At 69.9% G+C, this 14,532-nt stretch carries 12 protein-coding genes and 3 pseudogenes; 8 read left to right on the forward strand and 7 right to left on the reverse strand.

Annotation, left to right across the window (positions count from 1 at the left end):
- The first annotated feature begins 313 nt into the window (after positions 1-313).
- The 7 genes and pseudogenes from ASG32_RS06260 (at position 314) to ASG32_RS06285 (ending at position 6,980) form a co-directional block, all read left to right on the forward strand.
- Complete coding sequence (locus tag ASG32_RS06260) at positions 314-529, forward strand: hypothetical protein (RefSeq protein WP_056523573.1); 216 nt, start codon at positions 314-316, stop codon at positions 527-529.
- Positions 504-611: pseudogene (locus ASG32_RS35765) on the forward strand (4-aminobutyrate aminotransferase); the annotation flags it as partial. The gene ASG32_RS06260 and the pseudogene ASG32_RS35765, both read left to right, overlap by 26 nt.
- 418 nt (positions 612-1,029) lie before the next feature.
- Positions 1,030-2,118: pseudogene (locus tag ASG32_RS06265) on the forward strand (PrkA family serine protein kinase); the annotation flags it as partial.
- A 1-nt stretch (position 2,119) separates the two neighbouring features.
- Positions 2,120-3,184, forward strand: a pseudogene (locus ASG32_RS06270) (PrkA family serine protein kinase); the annotation flags it as partial.
- A gap of 193 nt (positions 3,185-3,377) precedes the next feature.
- Positions 3,378-4,679 (forward strand): YeaH/YhbH family protein, encoded by a 1,302-nt coding sequence (locus ASG32_RS06275; RefSeq protein WP_020093871.1) that lies wholly within the window; start codon positions 3,378-3,380, stop codon positions 4,677-4,679.
- 34 nt (positions 4,680-4,713) lie between these two features.
- Positions 4,714-6,285: a SpoVR family protein gene (locus ASG32_RS06280; RefSeq protein WP_056523575.1), complete on the forward strand. Its 1,572-nt coding sequence runs from the start codon at positions 4,714-4,716 to the stop codon at positions 6,283-6,285.
- 266 nt (positions 6,286-6,551) lie between these two features.
- On the forward strand, positions 6,552-6,980 hold the full coding sequence (locus tag ASG32_RS06285) for a PaaI family thioesterase (RefSeq protein ID WP_056523577.1): 429 nt from the start codon (positions 6,552-6,554) through the stop codon (positions 6,978-6,980).
- A 110-nt stretch (positions 6,981-7,090) separates the two neighbouring features.
- On the opposite strand, the gene ASG32_RS06290 is transcribed toward ASG32_RS06285, so the two are convergent.
- The 4 genes from ASG32_RS06290 to glyA all read right to left on the reverse strand — a co-directional run bounded on the left by ASG32_RS06290 (position 7,091) and on the right by glyA (position 10,777).
- Positions 7,091-7,714, reverse strand: a complete 624-nt coding sequence (locus ASG32_RS06290) for a riboflavin synthase (protein ID WP_056523580.1) — start codon at positions 7,712-7,714, stop codon at positions 7,091-7,093.
- 3 nt (positions 7,715-7,717) lie between these two features.
- Positions 7,718-8,827 carry a bifunctional diaminohydroxyphosphoribosylaminopyrimidine deaminase/5-amino-6-(5-phosphoribosylamino)uracil reductase RibD gene (gene ribD / locus ASG32_RS06295; protein WP_056523581.1) on the reverse strand — a complete coding sequence of 370 codons (1,110 nt, stop codon included), beginning with the start codon at positions 8,825-8,827 and terminating at the stop codon, positions 7,718-7,720.
- Positions 8,824-9,357: a transcriptional regulator NrdR gene (gene nrdR, locus ASG32_RS06300; protein ID WP_056523583.1), complete on the reverse strand. Its 534-nt coding sequence runs from the start codon at positions 9,355-9,357 to the stop codon at positions 8,824-8,826. The genes ribD and nrdR overlap by 4 nt, the downstream gene beginning before the upstream one ends.
- Positions 9,358-9,472: 115 nt before the next feature.
- Entirely contained in the window at positions 9,473-10,777 is a 1,305-nt protein-coding gene (glyA, locus tag ASG32_RS06305) for a serine hydroxymethyltransferase (RefSeq protein ID WP_012320887.1), read from the reverse strand.
- Between the two features lie 541 nt (positions 10,778-11,318).
- Here glyA and ASG32_RS06310 point away from each other — a divergent pair.
- A complete protein-coding gene (locus ASG32_RS06310; RefSeq protein ID WP_056523586.1) occupies positions 11,319-11,768 on the forward strand; it encodes a hypothetical protein in 450 nt (149 codons plus the stop codon).
- A gap of 33 nt (positions 11,769-11,801) precedes the next feature.
- Here ASG32_RS06310 and ASG32_RS06315 read toward each other — a convergent pair whose 3' ends face one another.
- From ASG32_RS06315 to ASG32_RS06325, 3 genes are all read right to left on the reverse strand, one after another.
- Positions 11,802-12,119, reverse strand: a complete 318-nt coding sequence (locus tag ASG32_RS06315) for a cupin domain-containing protein (protein WP_056523590.1) — start codon at positions 12,117-12,119, stop codon at positions 11,802-11,804.
- A 72-nt stretch (positions 12,120-12,191) separates the two neighbouring features.
- On the reverse strand, positions 12,192-12,980 hold the full coding sequence (locus ASG32_RS06320; protein WP_056523593.1) for a DUF937 domain-containing protein: 789 nt from the start codon (positions 12,978-12,980) through the stop codon (positions 12,192-12,194).
- A gap of 110 nt (positions 12,981-13,090) precedes the next feature.
- Positions 13,091-14,527 carry an MATE family efflux transporter gene (locus tag ASG32_RS06325; RefSeq protein WP_056523597.1) on the reverse strand — a complete coding sequence of 479 codons (1,437 nt, stop codon included), beginning with the start codon at positions 14,525-14,527 and terminating at the stop codon, positions 13,091-13,093.
- Between the last annotated feature and the right edge of the window lie 5 nt (positions 14,528-14,532).

The raw sequence follows: 14,532 nt of genomic DNA on the forward strand, positions 1-14,532 counted from the left end.
CGACGACATCCTCCGGCTTGTGCCGCTTCGTTCCCATCTGTCCGTCCTCGTCCTGGCGACGACATCCTCCGGCTTGTGCCGCTTCGTTCCCATCTGTCCGTCCTCGTCCTGGCCCGAAAGCCATACCTCAGGGCGGACCACTTCACTGGGGGCGGATCAACCGTCAGCCGATCCCCTGAACCATCCGTCTGAGTCAGTGCACTAGATCACGTCAAATCCGGCTCAACGTCGTGCGCTCGGAACTTCCGAACCTCCGCGACGTGCCGCTGTAGGCTCCCGGCGATGTCGGCCGGCGTCCCGCGTTGTCGCCCGCATGGCCGCGCTCAAATCCAAGCTGTCGCCCAGCCAGGGACTGATGGCCCGCATCATGCGGATCGTCCGCACCTGCCCGGATGCGGCCTCCGAGGTCTTGGAGCTGATATTCCTCGTCAGGGATCGTTATCGGAGGCAGCACAACGGTCCCGCCCATGCCGCCGGCATCGCCTTCGGAGCATGGGCCGAGGCCGATGCCGGAGTTAAAGGTCTGTAGGCCGCCAAAGAGCGGCTCGGTGATCACCAAGGTCGGCAAGCTGAAGATGCCGGCGAGCTACCGCTGCTCCAACAAGGAGGCTGCGTTCCAGGTCGGCGAGATCGTGTCGTATCGACTAGGTCCGTAAAACCGCTTTGCTGCCAGCCTTTTGCGTCACCGAGAATATCCGAGACGCGATGAGCACCTCGCAGCCTGGATACGGTCAAGCTTTGGTATCGAATGTTGCAAGCAAATCACGTTTCCTCAAAGCCCGGCCGCACTGCGACAAAACAGGATGTGTCGGTTGCATCCGAGCCGAGACAGGATGAAGCTGTCACGGTCTGAGAGGGTTATCGAATGCCGATGCATGCGACGAACGACCTTTTCCAGAGCTTCTCCGGAGTGTTGCATGCAATCGACATGCCGGGCGCCATGCTCGCCGCACTGCGACAAAAGCGGGCCTGTCGGTTGCATCCGAGCCGAGACAGGATGAAGCTGTCACGGTCTGAGAGGGTTATCGAATGCCGATGCATGCGACGAACGACCTTTTCCAGAGCTTCGCCCGAGGGTACGAGGCCCGCCGCGACACGGAGATGACGCTCTCCGAGTACYTGGAGGCCTGTCGCGACGAGCCCCTKATGTACGCCTCGGCCGCCGAGCGCATTCTCGCGGCGATCGGCGAGCCGGAATTCGTGGACACCGCCAGGGATTCGCGCCTCGGCCGGATCTTCATGAACCGGACGATCCGGACCTACCCGGCCTTCCGCGAATTCTACGGCATGGAGGAGACGATCGAGCGGATCGTCTCGTTCTTCCGCCACGCCGCGCAGGGCTTGGAAGAGCGCAAGCAGATCCTCTACCTGCTCGGGCCGGTGGGCGGCGGTAAGTCGTCGCTGGCCGAGCGGCTGAAGCTCCTGATGGAGGTTCACCCCGTCTACGTMCTCAAGGCYGGGGACGAAGTGTCGCCGGTCTTCGAGAGCCCGCTGGGCCTGTTCGACCCCGAGACCATGGGCGAGGAGATCCAGCGCCGCTACGGCATCCCGCGCCGGCGGCTGACCGRCCTGATGAGCCCCTGGGCGCTSAAGCGCCTCGACGAGTTCAACGGCGACATCTCGCGCTTCAAGGTGATCAAGGTCCGGCCGTCGCGCCTGCGCCAGATCGCCAYCGCCAAGACCGAGCCGGGCGACGAGAACAACCAGGACATCTCCTCGCTCGTCGGCAAGGTCGACATCCGSCGGCTGGAGACGCTGTCGCAGGCCGATCCCGAYGCCTACTCGTACTCGGGCGGCCTGAACCGRGCGAACCAGGGCATCCTCGAGTTCGTCGAGATGTTCAAGGCGCCGATCAAGATGCTGCACCCGCTGCTCACGGCGACGCAGGAGGGCAACTACGTCGGCACCGAGAATATCGGCGCGATCCCGTTCACCGGCGTGATCCTGGCGCACTCGAACGAGGCCGAGTGGCAGACCTTCAAGACCAACAAGAACAACGAGGCCTTCATCGATCGGATCTACGTGATCAAGGTCCCGTACTGCCTGCGCGTCACCGAGGAGCAGCGGATCTACGAGAAGCTGATCTCCGGCTCGGAGCTGTCGGACGCGGCCTGCGCCCGGCGCGATCCCGTTCACCGGCGTGATCCTGGCGCACTCGAACGAGGCCGAGTGGCAGACCTTCAAGACCAACAAGAACAACGAGGCCTTCATCGACCGGATCTACGTGATCAAGGTCCCGTACTGCCTGCGCGTCACCGAGGAGCAGCGGATCTACGAGAAGCTGATCTCCGGCTCGGAGCTGTCGGACGCGGCCTGCGCSCCCGGCACGCTGGAGATGCTGGCGCGGTTCTCGGTGCTGTCGCGGCTCCGCGAGCACGCCAATTCCAACGTCTTCTCCAAGATGCGGGTCTACGACGGCGAGTCCCTGCGCGAGGTCGATCCCCGCGCCCGCTCGATGCAGGAGTACAAGGACACGGCCGGCGTCGACGAGGGCATGGACGGGATCTCGACCCGTTTCGCCTTCAAGGTGCTGGCCGCGACCTTCAACCACGACACCACCGAGGTCTCGGCCGACCCGGTGCACCTGATGTACGTGCTGGAGCAGTCGCTGCGCCGCGAGCAGCTCCCGCCCGAGACCGAGAAGAAGTACCTCGAATTCATCAAGACCGAACTGGCCCCGCGCTACGCGGAGTTCATCGGGCACGAGATCCAGAAGGCCTACCTCGAATCGTACCACGATTACGGGCAGAACCTGTTCGACCGGTACATCGACTACGCCGACGCCTGGATCGAGGACCAGGACTTCAAGGACGCCGAGACCGGCCAGCTCATGAACCGGGAGCTCCTGAACCAGGAGCTGACCAAGATCGAGAAGCCCGCCGGGATCGCCAACCCGAAGGACTTCCGCAACGAGGTGGTGAAGTTCGCCCTGCGCTCCCGGGCGCAGCACGGCGGCCGGAATCCCAGCTGGACCAGCTACGAGAAGCTGCGCGAGGTGATCGAGCGGCGGATGTTCTCCCAGGTGGAGGAGCTGCTGCCGGTGATCTCCTTCGGCTCGAAGAAGGACGGCGAGACCGAGAAGAAGCACGGCGAGTTCGTCGAGCGCATGGTCGCGCGCGGCTACACCGAGCGGCAGGTCCGCCGCCTGGTGGAGTGGTACATGCGGGTGAAGCAGGCCGGCTGAGGGACGACGGGGCTCGACCGGCCCGCTCGGTCGGCCGGGCCCCGTTCCGACCCTCCGCCGCCACAGTTTCGGACGACCGGCCGGCGAAGATCGCGGCCCTGCTGCCAAAGAGGGATCCTTCCCTCCGGTGACAGCATGGTACGACAAGGGTCCGGACCCGGCCGGAGCACGCGGACGAGGGTTTTCGCAGCGGATGCACATCGTCGACCGACGTTTGAACCCGGGCGGCAAGAGCCTCCCGAACCGCCAGCGCTTCCTGCGGCGCGTGAAGGACGTGGCCCAGCGCGCGGTGCGGGAATCCGCCCGCGAGAAGGACATCAAGGATCTCGGCAAGGACGGCCGCGTCACCGTGCCGGCGGACGGCGTCCGGGAGCCCCGCTTCTCGCGCCAGCCCGGCACCGGCCTGCAGGATCACATCCTGCCCGGCAACAAGACCTACGTGGAGGGCGACACGATCGAGCGCCCGCCGGGCAGCGGCGGTGGTCGCGGCTCCGGCGAGGGCGGGGAGGGCGGCGAGAACAGCGAGGACGCGTTCCGCTTCGTGCTCACCCGCGAGGAGTTCCTGGAACTCTTCCTCGAGGATCTGGAATTGCCGGACCTCGCCAAGCGTCGCCTCGCCATCGTCGAGACGGAAGGGTTGCGCCGGGCGGGCTACACGGTCACCGGCTCGCCGGCGAACCTCGCGCTCACCCGCACCCTGCGGAACTCGATGTCGCGGCGGATCGCCCTCAAGCGCCCGAAGCCCGACGAGGTGGCGGCCCTGGAGGCCCGGCTCGACGCCCTCGCCGAGGGGCATCCGGAGCGGCCGGACCTGGAGCAGGCCCTGTTCCGGCTGCGCGAGCGCGCGAAGCGCATCCCCTACGTCGACCCGATCGACCTGCGATTCCGCCGGTTCGAGCCCTATCCGCGGCCGATCGCGCAGGCGGTGATGTTCTGCCTGATGGACGTGTCCGGCTCGATGACCGAGCACATGAAGGACCTCGCCAAGCGATTCTACATCCTGCTGCACATCTTCCTGACGCGCCGCTACCGGCACGTCGAGATCGTGTTCATCCGCCACACCGACCGGGCGACCGAGGTGGACGAGGAGACCTTCTTCGGCTCCCGCGAGACCGGCGGCACGCTAGTGTCGTCGGCGCTCGTGGAGATGAAGCGCGTCATCGCCGAGCGCTACGACCCGAACGACTGGAACATCTACGCGGCCCAGGCCTCGGACGGCGACAACGTCTCGTCCGACGGGCCGACCTCCACGGAGCTGCTGCGGTCGCACATCCTGCCCGCCTGCCAGCACTTCGCCTATCTGGAGGTGGGCGACGAGAACGGTCCCCGCGCCGGCTTCGTCGAGCACCGCACCACCCTGTGGCGGACCTACGAGGCCATCGCCAAGGCCGGCGGCCCGATCGCCATGCGCAAGGTCAACCACCGCCGGGAAATCTACCCGGTCTTCCGCGAGCTGTTCGGCCGCAAGGAAGGCCGCGCCGAGGCGGAGGCGTGATGGCGGCGCGCGCATCAACCGATCGGGAGGCCGCATGACGCTCGTCAAGGCACGCACGCCCCAGATCATCGCGGGCAACCAGAAGCCGCTGTTCACCGGCAACGACTGGGATTTCGACACGATCCGGCGGATCCACGACGCCTGCGAGGCGGTGGCCGGGCCGCAGCTCGGACTGTCGTGGTACCCGAACCAGATCGAGATCATCACGGCCGAGCAGATGCTCGACGCCTACGCGTCGATCGGCATGCCGCTGTTCTACAAGCACTGGTCGTTCGGCAAGCACTTCGCCCAGCACGAGGCCGGCTACCGCCGCGGCCTGATGGGGCTAGCCTACGAGATCGTCATCAACTCGGACCCCTGCATCTCCTACGTCATGGAGGAGAACACGGCGACGATGCAGACGCTGGTCATCGCGCACGCCGCCTTCGGCCACAACCACTTCTTCAAGAACAACTACCTGTTCCGGCAGTGGACCGACGCCGAGGGCATCCTCGACTACCTCGACTTCGCCAAGGGCTTCATCGCCCGCTGCGAGGAGCGCTACGGCCACCAGGCGGTGGAGCAGGTGCTCGACGCCGCCCACGCGCTGATGAGCCAGGGCGTCCACCGCTACCCGCGCAAGAAGCGGCCGGACCTCGCCTCCGAGCAGCGGCGCGAGCGCGAGCGGATCGAGCACGGCGAGCAGATCTACAACGATCTCTGGCGCACCCTGCCGCAGAAGATCGGCACGGCGCGTCCGGACGCGGCCGCCGAGCGGCGCAAGGCGCTGCTCGAACTGCCGCAGGAGAACATCCTGTATTTCCTGGAGAAGGCCGCGCCTCGCCTGCGCCCCTGGCAGCGCGAGATCCTGCGCATCGTCCGCCTGGTGGCCCAGTACTTCTATCCGCAGCGCCAGACCAAGGTGATGAACGAGGGCTGCGCCACCTACTGCCACTACCGGATCATGAACGCCCTGTCGGAATCCGGGCAGATCACCGAGGCGGCCTATCTCGAGTTCCTGCAGTCGCACACCAACGTCATCCGGCAGCCGAACTACGACGACCGCTCCTACGGCGGCCACAATCCCTACGCGATCGGTTTCGCGATGATGCAGGACATCGCCCGCGTCGCCGAGCAGCCGACCGAGGAGGATCGGGCGTGGTTCCCCGACATCGCGGGGGTCGGCGACGCCATGGCGGTCCTGCGCGACTGCTGGGAGAATTACCGGGACGAGAGCTTCATCCAGCAGTTCCTGTCGCCCAAGCTGATGCGCGACCTGCGCCTGTTCCACGTGGTCGACGATCCCGACGAGCCGGAGCTGCGGGTGGAGGCGATCCACGACGAGCGCGGCTATCGCAAGCTGCGCCGCTCCTTCGCGCGGCAGTACGACGTGGCGTGGCTCGACCCCGACATCGAGGTGGTGGACGTGGATCTGGAGGGCGACCGGCGCCTGATCCTGCACCACAAGGCGATCAACAAGATCACCCTGCAGAAGGACGACGCCAAGCGCGTGCTGCAGCACCTCGCCGACCTCTGGGGCTACGACGTGGTGCTCAAGGAGGTCGAGCCGGCCACCGGCGCGGTGCTCGGCGAGATCACCGCCAGCGCGCGGCCGATCTTCTTCTGAGCGGGACGGCGGGAGGGCACCTCCCGCCCGATTCCCCGTCCTGATGTGGCGTCCGGCCGAAACCCTCGATGGCGGCAGCCCTCTGTCATCACGAGCGCAGCGAAGTGACCCAGGGTCGCGCGACATCGGTGAATGTAGCGCCGACTGGATCGCTTCGCGCCGCTCGCCAAGACGGCACCGGCCGATCGACCGGGACCTTCCGATGAGGACGGCAGTTCCGAAGGCCTCGTGATTGCCTCGGCGGTACCGCCGTGCTGCATGGGGCAATGACCGCCACGATCCTCACCCTCGCCGAGACCGGCGACTTCCTCGACCGCGAATTCCCGCAGATGCAGGCGGGCGGGCGCGCCTACCACCTCGAGGCCGTGGGACCGCTCTCGGCGCGGATGCGGCTCGAAGCCCACGAGCGCTTCCTGCGTCCCGGCGCGACCGTGTCGGGGCCGGCCATGATGGCGCTGGCCGACTACGCCCTCTACGCGGCGATCCTGGCCAATATCGGTCCCGTGGCGCTCGCGGTGACGACGAGCCTCACCTTCAACTTCCTGCGCAAGCCCGCCACGGGGGATCTCGTGGCCGAATGCCGGCTGCTCAAGCTCGGCCGGCGCCTCGCCGTCGGCGAGGTGTCGATCACCGCCGTCGGCAGCTCGGACCTCGTCTGCCACGCCACCGGCACCTACTCGATCCCGCCGCGCTGACGCGCCAGGCCGTCATCGCGAGCGGAGCCAAGCGCGCCGGGGCTTCGCGACACTCGAGAGCGTGGCGCTGCTGGGTTTTCGCTCCGCTCGCCATGACGAGGGTGCCCGGCTCAGCCGACACGCGCCTCGGCGAGCCGGGCGGCGTAGCGGGCGATCAGGTCGACCTCCAGGTTGAGCCGGTCCCCCTGCCGCCGCTCGCCCCAGGTGGTGACCTGGAGCGTGTGCGGGATCAGCAGCACCGAGAACAGGTCGTCCTCGACCGCATTCACGGTGAGCGAGGTGCCGTCGAGGCAGACCGAGCCCTTCTCGGCGATGAACTTCTTCACGGCGGCCGGGGCCCGCAGGGTGAAGCGCTCGCTGGCGCCCCAGGCATCGGCCGTCACGCTCACGCGCTCCACGATCTCGGCGAGGCCGTCGACGTGGCCGGTGACGAGATGGCCGCCGAGCTCGTCGCCGATCTTCAGGGAGCGTTCGAGGTTGATCCGCGTGCCCGCCGCCCAGGTGCCGACGGTGGTGCGCGCCAGCGTCTCGGCGGCGGCGTCGACCGCGAAGACGCAGCCGCCCGCGGCGGGCTCCACCGACACGGCGGTGAGGCACGGTCCGGCGCAGGCGATCGAGGCGCCGAGCGCGATCGTCGCCGGATCGTAGGCGGCGCGGATCGCGATCCGGCGCAGGTCACCGTCGCCCGAGACCGAGACGACCGTGCCGATGGCGCTGACCAAGCCCGTGAACATCGCTTACGTCCTGTTGCGTTCGTAGGTCACGGCCGCGTCGGGCCCGAGCTGCAGCCGCTCGGCCTCCCGGAACCGGTCGCCCGCCAGGGCCTCTGCCAGGGCCGGGCCCAGGGCCGGCAGGCCGCCCGCTGCGCCCAGCTCCGACGGCCCGGTGACCAGCGTGCAGGCATCGATCAGATCGGCCCGGGCCAGCGCCTCCGCAAGGCGGGGGCCGCCCTCGCTGCACAGGCGGGTCAGGCCGCGCTCGCCGAGACGCGCCAGGGCCGCCGGAAGGTCGATCCCGCCGGCCGCGTCCGCCGCTACGGTGGCGACCTCGACGCCGAGGGCCTCCAGGGCCCGCCGCGCGTGGGCCGGGGCCGAGCGGGTCGTGAGCACCAAAGTCGGTGTGTCGCGGGCGGTGCGGGCGAGGACGCTCGCCGGGGAGAGCCGCAGATGCGTGTCGAGCACGACCCGCAGGGGCGAGCGCGTGCCGAGGCCTGGCAGCCGCACGGTCAGCGACGGGTCGTCGGCCCGGGCGGTGCCGATGCCGATCAGGATCGCGTCGGCGTGGGCCCGCCAGAGGTGGACCGCCCCGTCCGCCACCGGCCCGGTGATCCGCAGGCGCTCCGGCCCGGCGGAAGCGCAGAAGCCGTCGCGGGTGCGGGCGAGCTTGAGGTGCAGGGCCGGGCGGCCGCGGGTCACCCGGGTGACGTGGCCGACATGGTCGCGCGCCGCCTCCTTCCGCATCAGCCCGGTCTCGACCGCGACGCCGCCCCGCCGCAGGAGGTCGTGGCCGCGCCCCGCCACGCGCGGGTCGGGATCCTCCAGGGCGCTGACCACCCGGGCGATCCCGGCGGCCAGGATCGCGTCGGTGCAGGGCGGCGTGCGGCCGTGATGGGAGCAGGGCTCCAGGGTGACGTAGAGGGTCGCGCCGCGGGCGGCCTCGCCGGCGGCGGCGAGCGCCACGGGTTCCCCGTGCGGGCGCCCGCCCGGCGCCGTGGCCGCCGTCCCGAGGATGCGGCCGGTTTCGGGCTCGACCACGACGGCGCCGACCGACGGGTTCGGCCAGGTGGTGCCGAGCCCGCGTCGGCCCAGCGCCAGGGCGAGGCGCATGAAGTTCGGGTCGCCGCTCATGGACGCCCGGCGCGGCGCCGCCCCGACGCCTCGGGCTCCGGGTCGCCCTCCGGACCCGGCGCGGCCGCCGGTACCGGCGTGCCGTCGCTCAGCGTGCCGAGCAGCTCCTCGAAGTCCCGGGCCTCGCGGAAGTTCTTGTAGACGGAGGCGAAGCGCACGTAGGCGACGTCGTCGAGGCCCTTCAGCCCCGCCATCACCAGCTCGCCGATCGCCTCGGAGGTCACCTCGGGCTCGCCCGCGCTCTCGAGCTGCCGGGTGATGCCGCTGACCAGCCGCTCGATCCGCTCCGGATCGACGGCGCGCTTGCGCAGCGCCACGTCGATGGAGCGCTGGAGCTTGTCGCGGTCGAACGGCACGCGCTTGCCCGAGCGCTTGAGCACCACGACCTCGCGGAGCTGCACGCGCTCGAAGGTGGTGAAGCGGCCGGCACAGTCCGGACAGACCCGGCGGCGCCGTATCGCGGCGCCGTCCTCGGAGGGCCGCGAGTCCTTCACCTGGGTCTCGGAGCCGCCGCAGTAGGGACAGCGCATGGATCTCGCTACTCGGGCATGAAAACGGCCGCGGACCGGTCGGATCCGCGGCCGTTTCCTAATCCACCGCGGGCCGGCCCGGAAGACCGGCCCCGCCTCAAGCGGCCCTCTTGCCTCAGCCGTAGATCGGGAACCGGTCCGTCAGCGCGTGGACGCGGGTCTTGACGTCGGCCTCGACCGCGCTGTCGCCGGCCTCACCCTTGGCGGCGAGCCCGTCCAGCACCTCGACGATGAAGCCGCCGATCTGCTTGAACTCGGCGACGCCGAAGCCGCGCGAGGTGCCGGCCGGGGTGCCGAGCCGGATGCCCGAGGTGATGGTCGGCTTCTGCGTGTCGAAGGGGACGCCGTTCTTGTTGCAGGTGATGTGCGCCCGCGACAGGGCCGCCTCGGCGGCCTTGCCGGTGAGGCCCTTCCGCTGGAGGTCGACCAGCATCAGGTGGTTGTCGGTGCCGCCCGAGGTGATGTCGTAGCCGCCCGAGATCAGCGTGTCGGCGAGCGCCCGGGCGTTCTCCACCACCTGGCGCGCGTAGATCTTGAACTCGGGCTTCAGCGCCTCGCCGAAGGCCACCGCCTTGCCGGCGATGACGTGCATCAGCGGGCCGCCCTGGAGACCGGGGAAGATCGCCGAGTTGAACTTCTTGGCGAGCGCCTCGTCGTTCGTCAGGATCATGCCGCCGCGCGGGCCGCGGAGGGTCTTGTGGGTCGTCGTGGTGGCGACGTGGGCGTGCGGGAACGGCGACGGGTGGACGCCGGCCGCCACGAGGCCCGCGAAGTGGGCCATGTCGACCATGAAGTAGGCGCCGACCGAGTCGGCGATCTCGCGGAACTTGGCGAAGTCCCAGTGGCGCGGGTAGCCCGAGCCGCCGGCGATGATCACCTTCGGCTTGTGCTCCTGGGCGAGCTGGGCGACCTGCTCCATGTCGATCCGCTGGTCCTCGCGGCGCACCGTGTAGGAGACCGGCTTGAACCACTTGCCCGAGACGTTCGGCGGGGCGCCGTGCGTCAGGTGGCCGCCGGCGGCGAGGTCGAGGCCCAGGAAGGTATCGCCGGGCTGCATGAGCGCCAGGAACACACCCTGGTTGGCCTGGGAGCCGGAATTCGGCTGCACGTTGGCGAAGCCGCAGTCGAACAGGCGCTTGGCGCGCTCGATGGCGAGATCCTCGGCGATGTCCACGAACTGGCAGCCGCCGTAGTAGCGCCGGCCCGGATAGCCCTCGGCGTACTTGTTGGTGAGCACCGAGCCCTGAGCCTCCAGCACGGCGCGGGAGACGATGTTCTCCGAGGCGATCAGCTCGATCTCGTGCTGCTGGCGGCCGAGCTCCTTGGCCACCGCCTCGGCGATCTCGGGGTCGGCTTCCGTCAGCGGGGCGGCGAAGAAGCTGTTGGAGAAGTGCTTGTCGGCGGCGGTACCGGCGCTCATGGTCTGCCTCTGTTCTGGTAGGGGCGATGCCCGGCCTTTCGTCGGCGTGCACGGGCGGGCGTTGAAGGTGGGATTCCTACACGCGCCGAAGGCTCAGGCCAAGCACAGGCATTTTGCTCGCGCGCCAAGAATAATTTGTCGCAGCCTGCCGCGGCGACCTGGAGAGTGCTGCCGGCATATTTTCCTTCTCTGCTAACCACGGCTCGATAAAAGGAAAAAAGTCATGGAATAAATCATGAACGTTTCGAGGATCAGAGACGCGATGCGGTACTGTGATCTGCCGGATGTCCTGGATTATTCCATCACTGAGCTTCGGCTCGGCCTGGCCTTCATCGCGCGACGGCAGGACCAGCGCTGCCCCGGTTCAAGCGATCTGGGATATCAAGACCGGCAAGGCGCAGTAGACGCCGGCTCGCGCGCGCGAACTGCGCAGAGATGTCGGCGTGGATGACAGTTTTCCCGTCATAGAGGTTCACTTGAGACGAGGAAAATCGGTCAAGGGACTGTCAATATCCGCGATCCTACTCGGAGAGAGGTTGCCATGAGCATGGAAGCCTACGCGCTCTGCGCGGGCGCGATGCCTGGCGTGGCGGAATGGCAGGCGGCCATCCACGAAAACGGGTTCGATCTGAAACTCGACGCCGCGCGCATACCGCCGGCCACGCAAGGGCATCTGCCCGCGACCTGGCGGCGCCGCGAGGCCGGCTTCGAGTGCCAGATCATTCCGCTGTCGGATCTGACAGACGCCTATACCGACATCGACTTCGGCGGGCCGTGGACGTGCGTCTATGCCTTCTACTTCGCCACGCTCCCGGCTTGCGTCGGGGCGTGGATGGCTGTCGCGGCCTGCGCGGCCCAGTCGGACGGTATCGTCTTCGATCCGCAAGAGGGGCAGCTGCTCACCGCCGAGGGCGCGGTCGGCTGCGCTCGCGACACGGTGGCGCGCATCGTCAGTCTGGAGGCGCAGTTCGACGCCTCGGCGGGCGGCTGAGGCCGGACGGCGTGCCGCGCCGCGGCGGCGCCGTCAGGTCCGCGTCGCGAGGTTCGTCTCGATCAGGACCGTCTCGGTCTCGAACGCGGCCGCGTGCCACGCCCCTGCCGGGAAGTGGAATACGCTGCCGGCCGAGAACGGCTCGCGGCCCCGCTCGGTCTCCAGGATCCCCGAGCCCGAGAGCACCTGCACGAACTGCTCGTGATCGTGGCTGTGCGCCGGCGCCGAGACGCCGGCCGGGACGACCACGCGCACGAGGCTGGCGCCCGAGCCCGGGATCGTGCGCTTGGCGACGCCGTTCCCGCCGAGGCTCTCGGCGCGGTCGTCCCAGGCGGTCAGGTAATCGCTCATCACGGGTCTCCTCGCCGGCAGGGTGCCGCTCCGATCGGTCGGGTCAACGCTCGACCGGACCCCGCCCCCGCGTCAACCGGTCCCGCCGGGCTGGCGGCCGCGCCGGCCCTTGCCGGCCGCGGGGTCGGCCGGCGCCGGATCCGGTCGGGCCGGGTTGGTCGACGGCGCCGGAGGCACGGCGCTCGCGGACGGCGTGCCGGACGTGGGCCAGAAGGTCTCGAACAGCTCCTGCATCGCCCGGATGTTGTTGCCCTGAACCTCGGCCCCGGTGCGCAGCATCTGCTGGAACATGTCGGAGCCGGCGTCGCCCGCGCCCGCCTGCGGGCTGGCGGCCGGCTTGGCGGCGGGTCTGGCGGCCGGCTTCGGCGGAGCCGGCGGCTCGACCGCCGGCATCATCGCCCTGGCCATCTCGGCCCAGGCCGGGCCGAACGGGAACGGCACGGGCGGCGGCGGCGCGCTCGGCCGCGCCGGCTCGGCCTGCGGCTGGTTCAGCATGACGTGGACGATGCTCGCCACCACGGCGCCCGCCATCATCGGCAGCATCTGGCGCAGGACCTGCGCGCCGACGCCGCTCGTCGCCGAGGCCTGCCGCAGCACCGCCTGCATCAGCTGCGCCGAGCCGAACATCTGGCCGAGGGCCTCGAACCCCTGCGCCGGCGCCGGCTTGGCGGCCTCCAGACCGAACATCCGCGCGAAGCCGGTCGGGTCCAGACCGACGCTGCGCTGGAGGCCGAGCGTCAGGGCCGGCATCAGCGCCTCGAAGGCGCGGGCCGTCTGCTCGGTCGTCAGGCCGAACGGCTGGCCCATGGCCTGAAGCCCGGCCTCGCCCTGGGCCTGGAACATCTCGAGCGGGTTGAACATGACGCCTCGATCCTGTCCCGGCCGGGACCGCCCGGGACAGGGCATCGTGACCCTTTGCGCGGGGAAATACCAGTTCCCACCCGCGGAACTTGTGCCTCCGCGCCGCCGTCTCAGCTCAGCGGCTCGGGATGGGCGTGCCCCGGCGGCAGCGGCGCCGCCCGCTGGGGCGCCTCCGCGGCGATGTCGGGCCCCGGCCGACGCGGGCCCACACCCTCGAGCCGGTCGACCGTGCGGCGGGCCAGCAGGATGCCGAGCGCCCCGAACACCAGGGAGCCGATCCCCATCCCGGCCACCACCCCGCGGGGGCCGTAGAGTGCCGCGCCGAGCATGGCCGGCGGGATCGTCCCGAGCGTCGCCCGGCCCCAGTTCAGCAGCGTCGAGCGCAGCGGGAAGCCGAGATTGTTGAAGGCGGCGTTGCCGAGGAACAGGAGCCCGTTGAAGAACCAGATCGCGCCGCCGACGAGGCAGAAGAAGCCGAACAGCTCGGCCGCGACCCCCTGCAGGCCGAACAGGCCGGCGAGCCATCCCCGGGCCAGCGCCAGGAGGAGCCAGACCGCAGCGCAGTAGGCCAGAGTCACCCGGATCGCCGCGCCGAGCACGCCGCGCATCCGGTCGAACAGGCCGGCGCCCCAGTTCTGCGCCAGGATCGGGCCGATCGCCCCCGACAGCGCGAACAGGCCGCCGAAGGCCACCGGCGTCAGCCGGTCGATCACCGACGCGGCCGCGACCGCGTCCGCTCCGTAGCCGGCGAACAGACGCGCCAGGAAGGCGCTCGCCACCGAGGGGGCGAGGTTCGTCAGCACGGCCGGGCCCGCGACGCCCGCCAGGGCGGCCGCGTCGGCCGGCAGATCGGACAGGCGCGGCCGGCCCAGGAGGCCGTGCCGGGCGACGCCGCGGACGCCTACCGCCACGAAGGTCGCACGCGCCGCGCAGACCGTGATCGCCGCGCCCGTGACACCGAGGCCGGCCCCGAAGATCAGCAGCGGATCGAGGAGCGCGGTGATCACGGCGCCGGCCAGGGTGACCGACATCGCCTGCCGCGCCTCGCCGACCGCGCGCAGCAGCCCGGTGAACAGCATGCCGGCGGCGAGCAGAAGGTTCGACGGCAGGGTGATGTAGAGGAACAGGACGGCCACCCGCAGCGCCTCGCCCTGCGCGCCGATCAGGGCCAGGAGCGGGCCGGCCAGCAGCGCGATCAGCCCCGCGATGAGGGCGGCCACGAGGCTGCCGAGGACCAGCGCCGAGGTCGCGAGGCGCCGCGCCGCCGCGCGGTCGCGCGCGCCGACGGCCTTCCCGACCAGGGCGCCGGCCGCGATCATCAGGCCAATATTCACCGCCGTGGCGAAGAACTGGACGATGCCGGCGAAGCCGACCGCCGCCGTGAGGTTCGGGTCGCCCAGCGTCGAGACGTAGAGCAGCGACAGGAGATCGACGACGAAGATCGCCATCAGCCCCACCGAGCCGGTGGCCGCCATCACCACGACGTGGCGGAGGATCGAGCCGGTGACGAAGCGGCCCGCCTCCGCCGGGGGCGGCCCGTCGGACATGTCAG

Source organism: Methylobacterium sp. Leaf361 (genome assembly GCF_001424445.1).
In the GTDB taxonomy this organism is placed as follows: Bacteria; Pseudomonadota; Alphaproteobacteria; order Rhizobiales; family Beijerinckiaceae; genus Methylobacterium.

Bases quoted from the DNA above. Each gene is read 5' to 3' on its own strand.
- ASG32_RS06260 (WP_056523573.1), top strand. From the start codon at position 314: ATGGCCGCGCTCAAATCCAAGCTGTCGCCCAGCCAGGGACTGATGGCC.
- ASG32_RS06275 (WP_020093871.1), top strand. From the start codon at position 3,378: ATGCACATCGTCGACCGACGTTTGAACCCGGGCGGCAAGAGCCTCCCG.
- ASG32_RS06280 (WP_056523575.1), top strand. From the start codon at position 4,714: ATGACGCTCGTCAAGGCACGCACGCCCCAGATCATCGCGGGCAACCAG.
- ASG32_RS06285 (WP_056523577.1), top strand. From the start codon at position 6,552: ATGACCGCCACGATCCTCACCCTCGCCGAGACCGGCGACTTCCTCGAC.
- ASG32_RS06290 (WP_056523580.1), bottom strand. From the start codon at position 7,714: ATGTTCACGGGCTTGGTCAGCGCCATCGGCACGGTCGTCTCGGTCTCG.
- ribD (WP_056523581.1), bottom strand. From the start codon at position 8,827: ATGAGCGGCGACCCGAACTTCATGCGCCTCGCCCTGGCGCTGGGCCGA.
- nrdR (WP_056523583.1), bottom strand. From the start codon at position 9,357: ATGCGCTGTCCCTACTGCGGCGGCTCCGAGACCCAGGTGAAGGACTCG.
- glyA (WP_012320887.1), bottom strand. From the start codon at position 10,777: ATGAGCGCCGGTACCGCCGCCGACAAGCACTTCTCCAACAGCTTCTTC.
- ASG32_RS06310 (WP_056523586.1), top strand. From the start codon at position 11,319: ATGAGCATGGAAGCCTACGCGCTCTGCGCGGGCGCGATGCCTGGCGTG.
- ASG32_RS06315 (WP_056523590.1), bottom strand. From the start codon at position 12,119: ATGAGCGATTACCTGACCGCCTGGGACGACCGCGCCGAGAGCCTCGGC.
- ASG32_RS06320 (WP_056523593.1), bottom strand. From the start codon at position 12,980: ATGTTCAACCCGCTCGAGATGTTCCAGGCCCAGGGCGAGGCCGGGCTT.
- ASG32_RS06325 (WP_056523597.1), bottom strand. From the start codon at position 14,527: ATGTCCGACGGGCCGCCCCCGGCGGAGGCGGGCCGCTTCGTCACCGGC.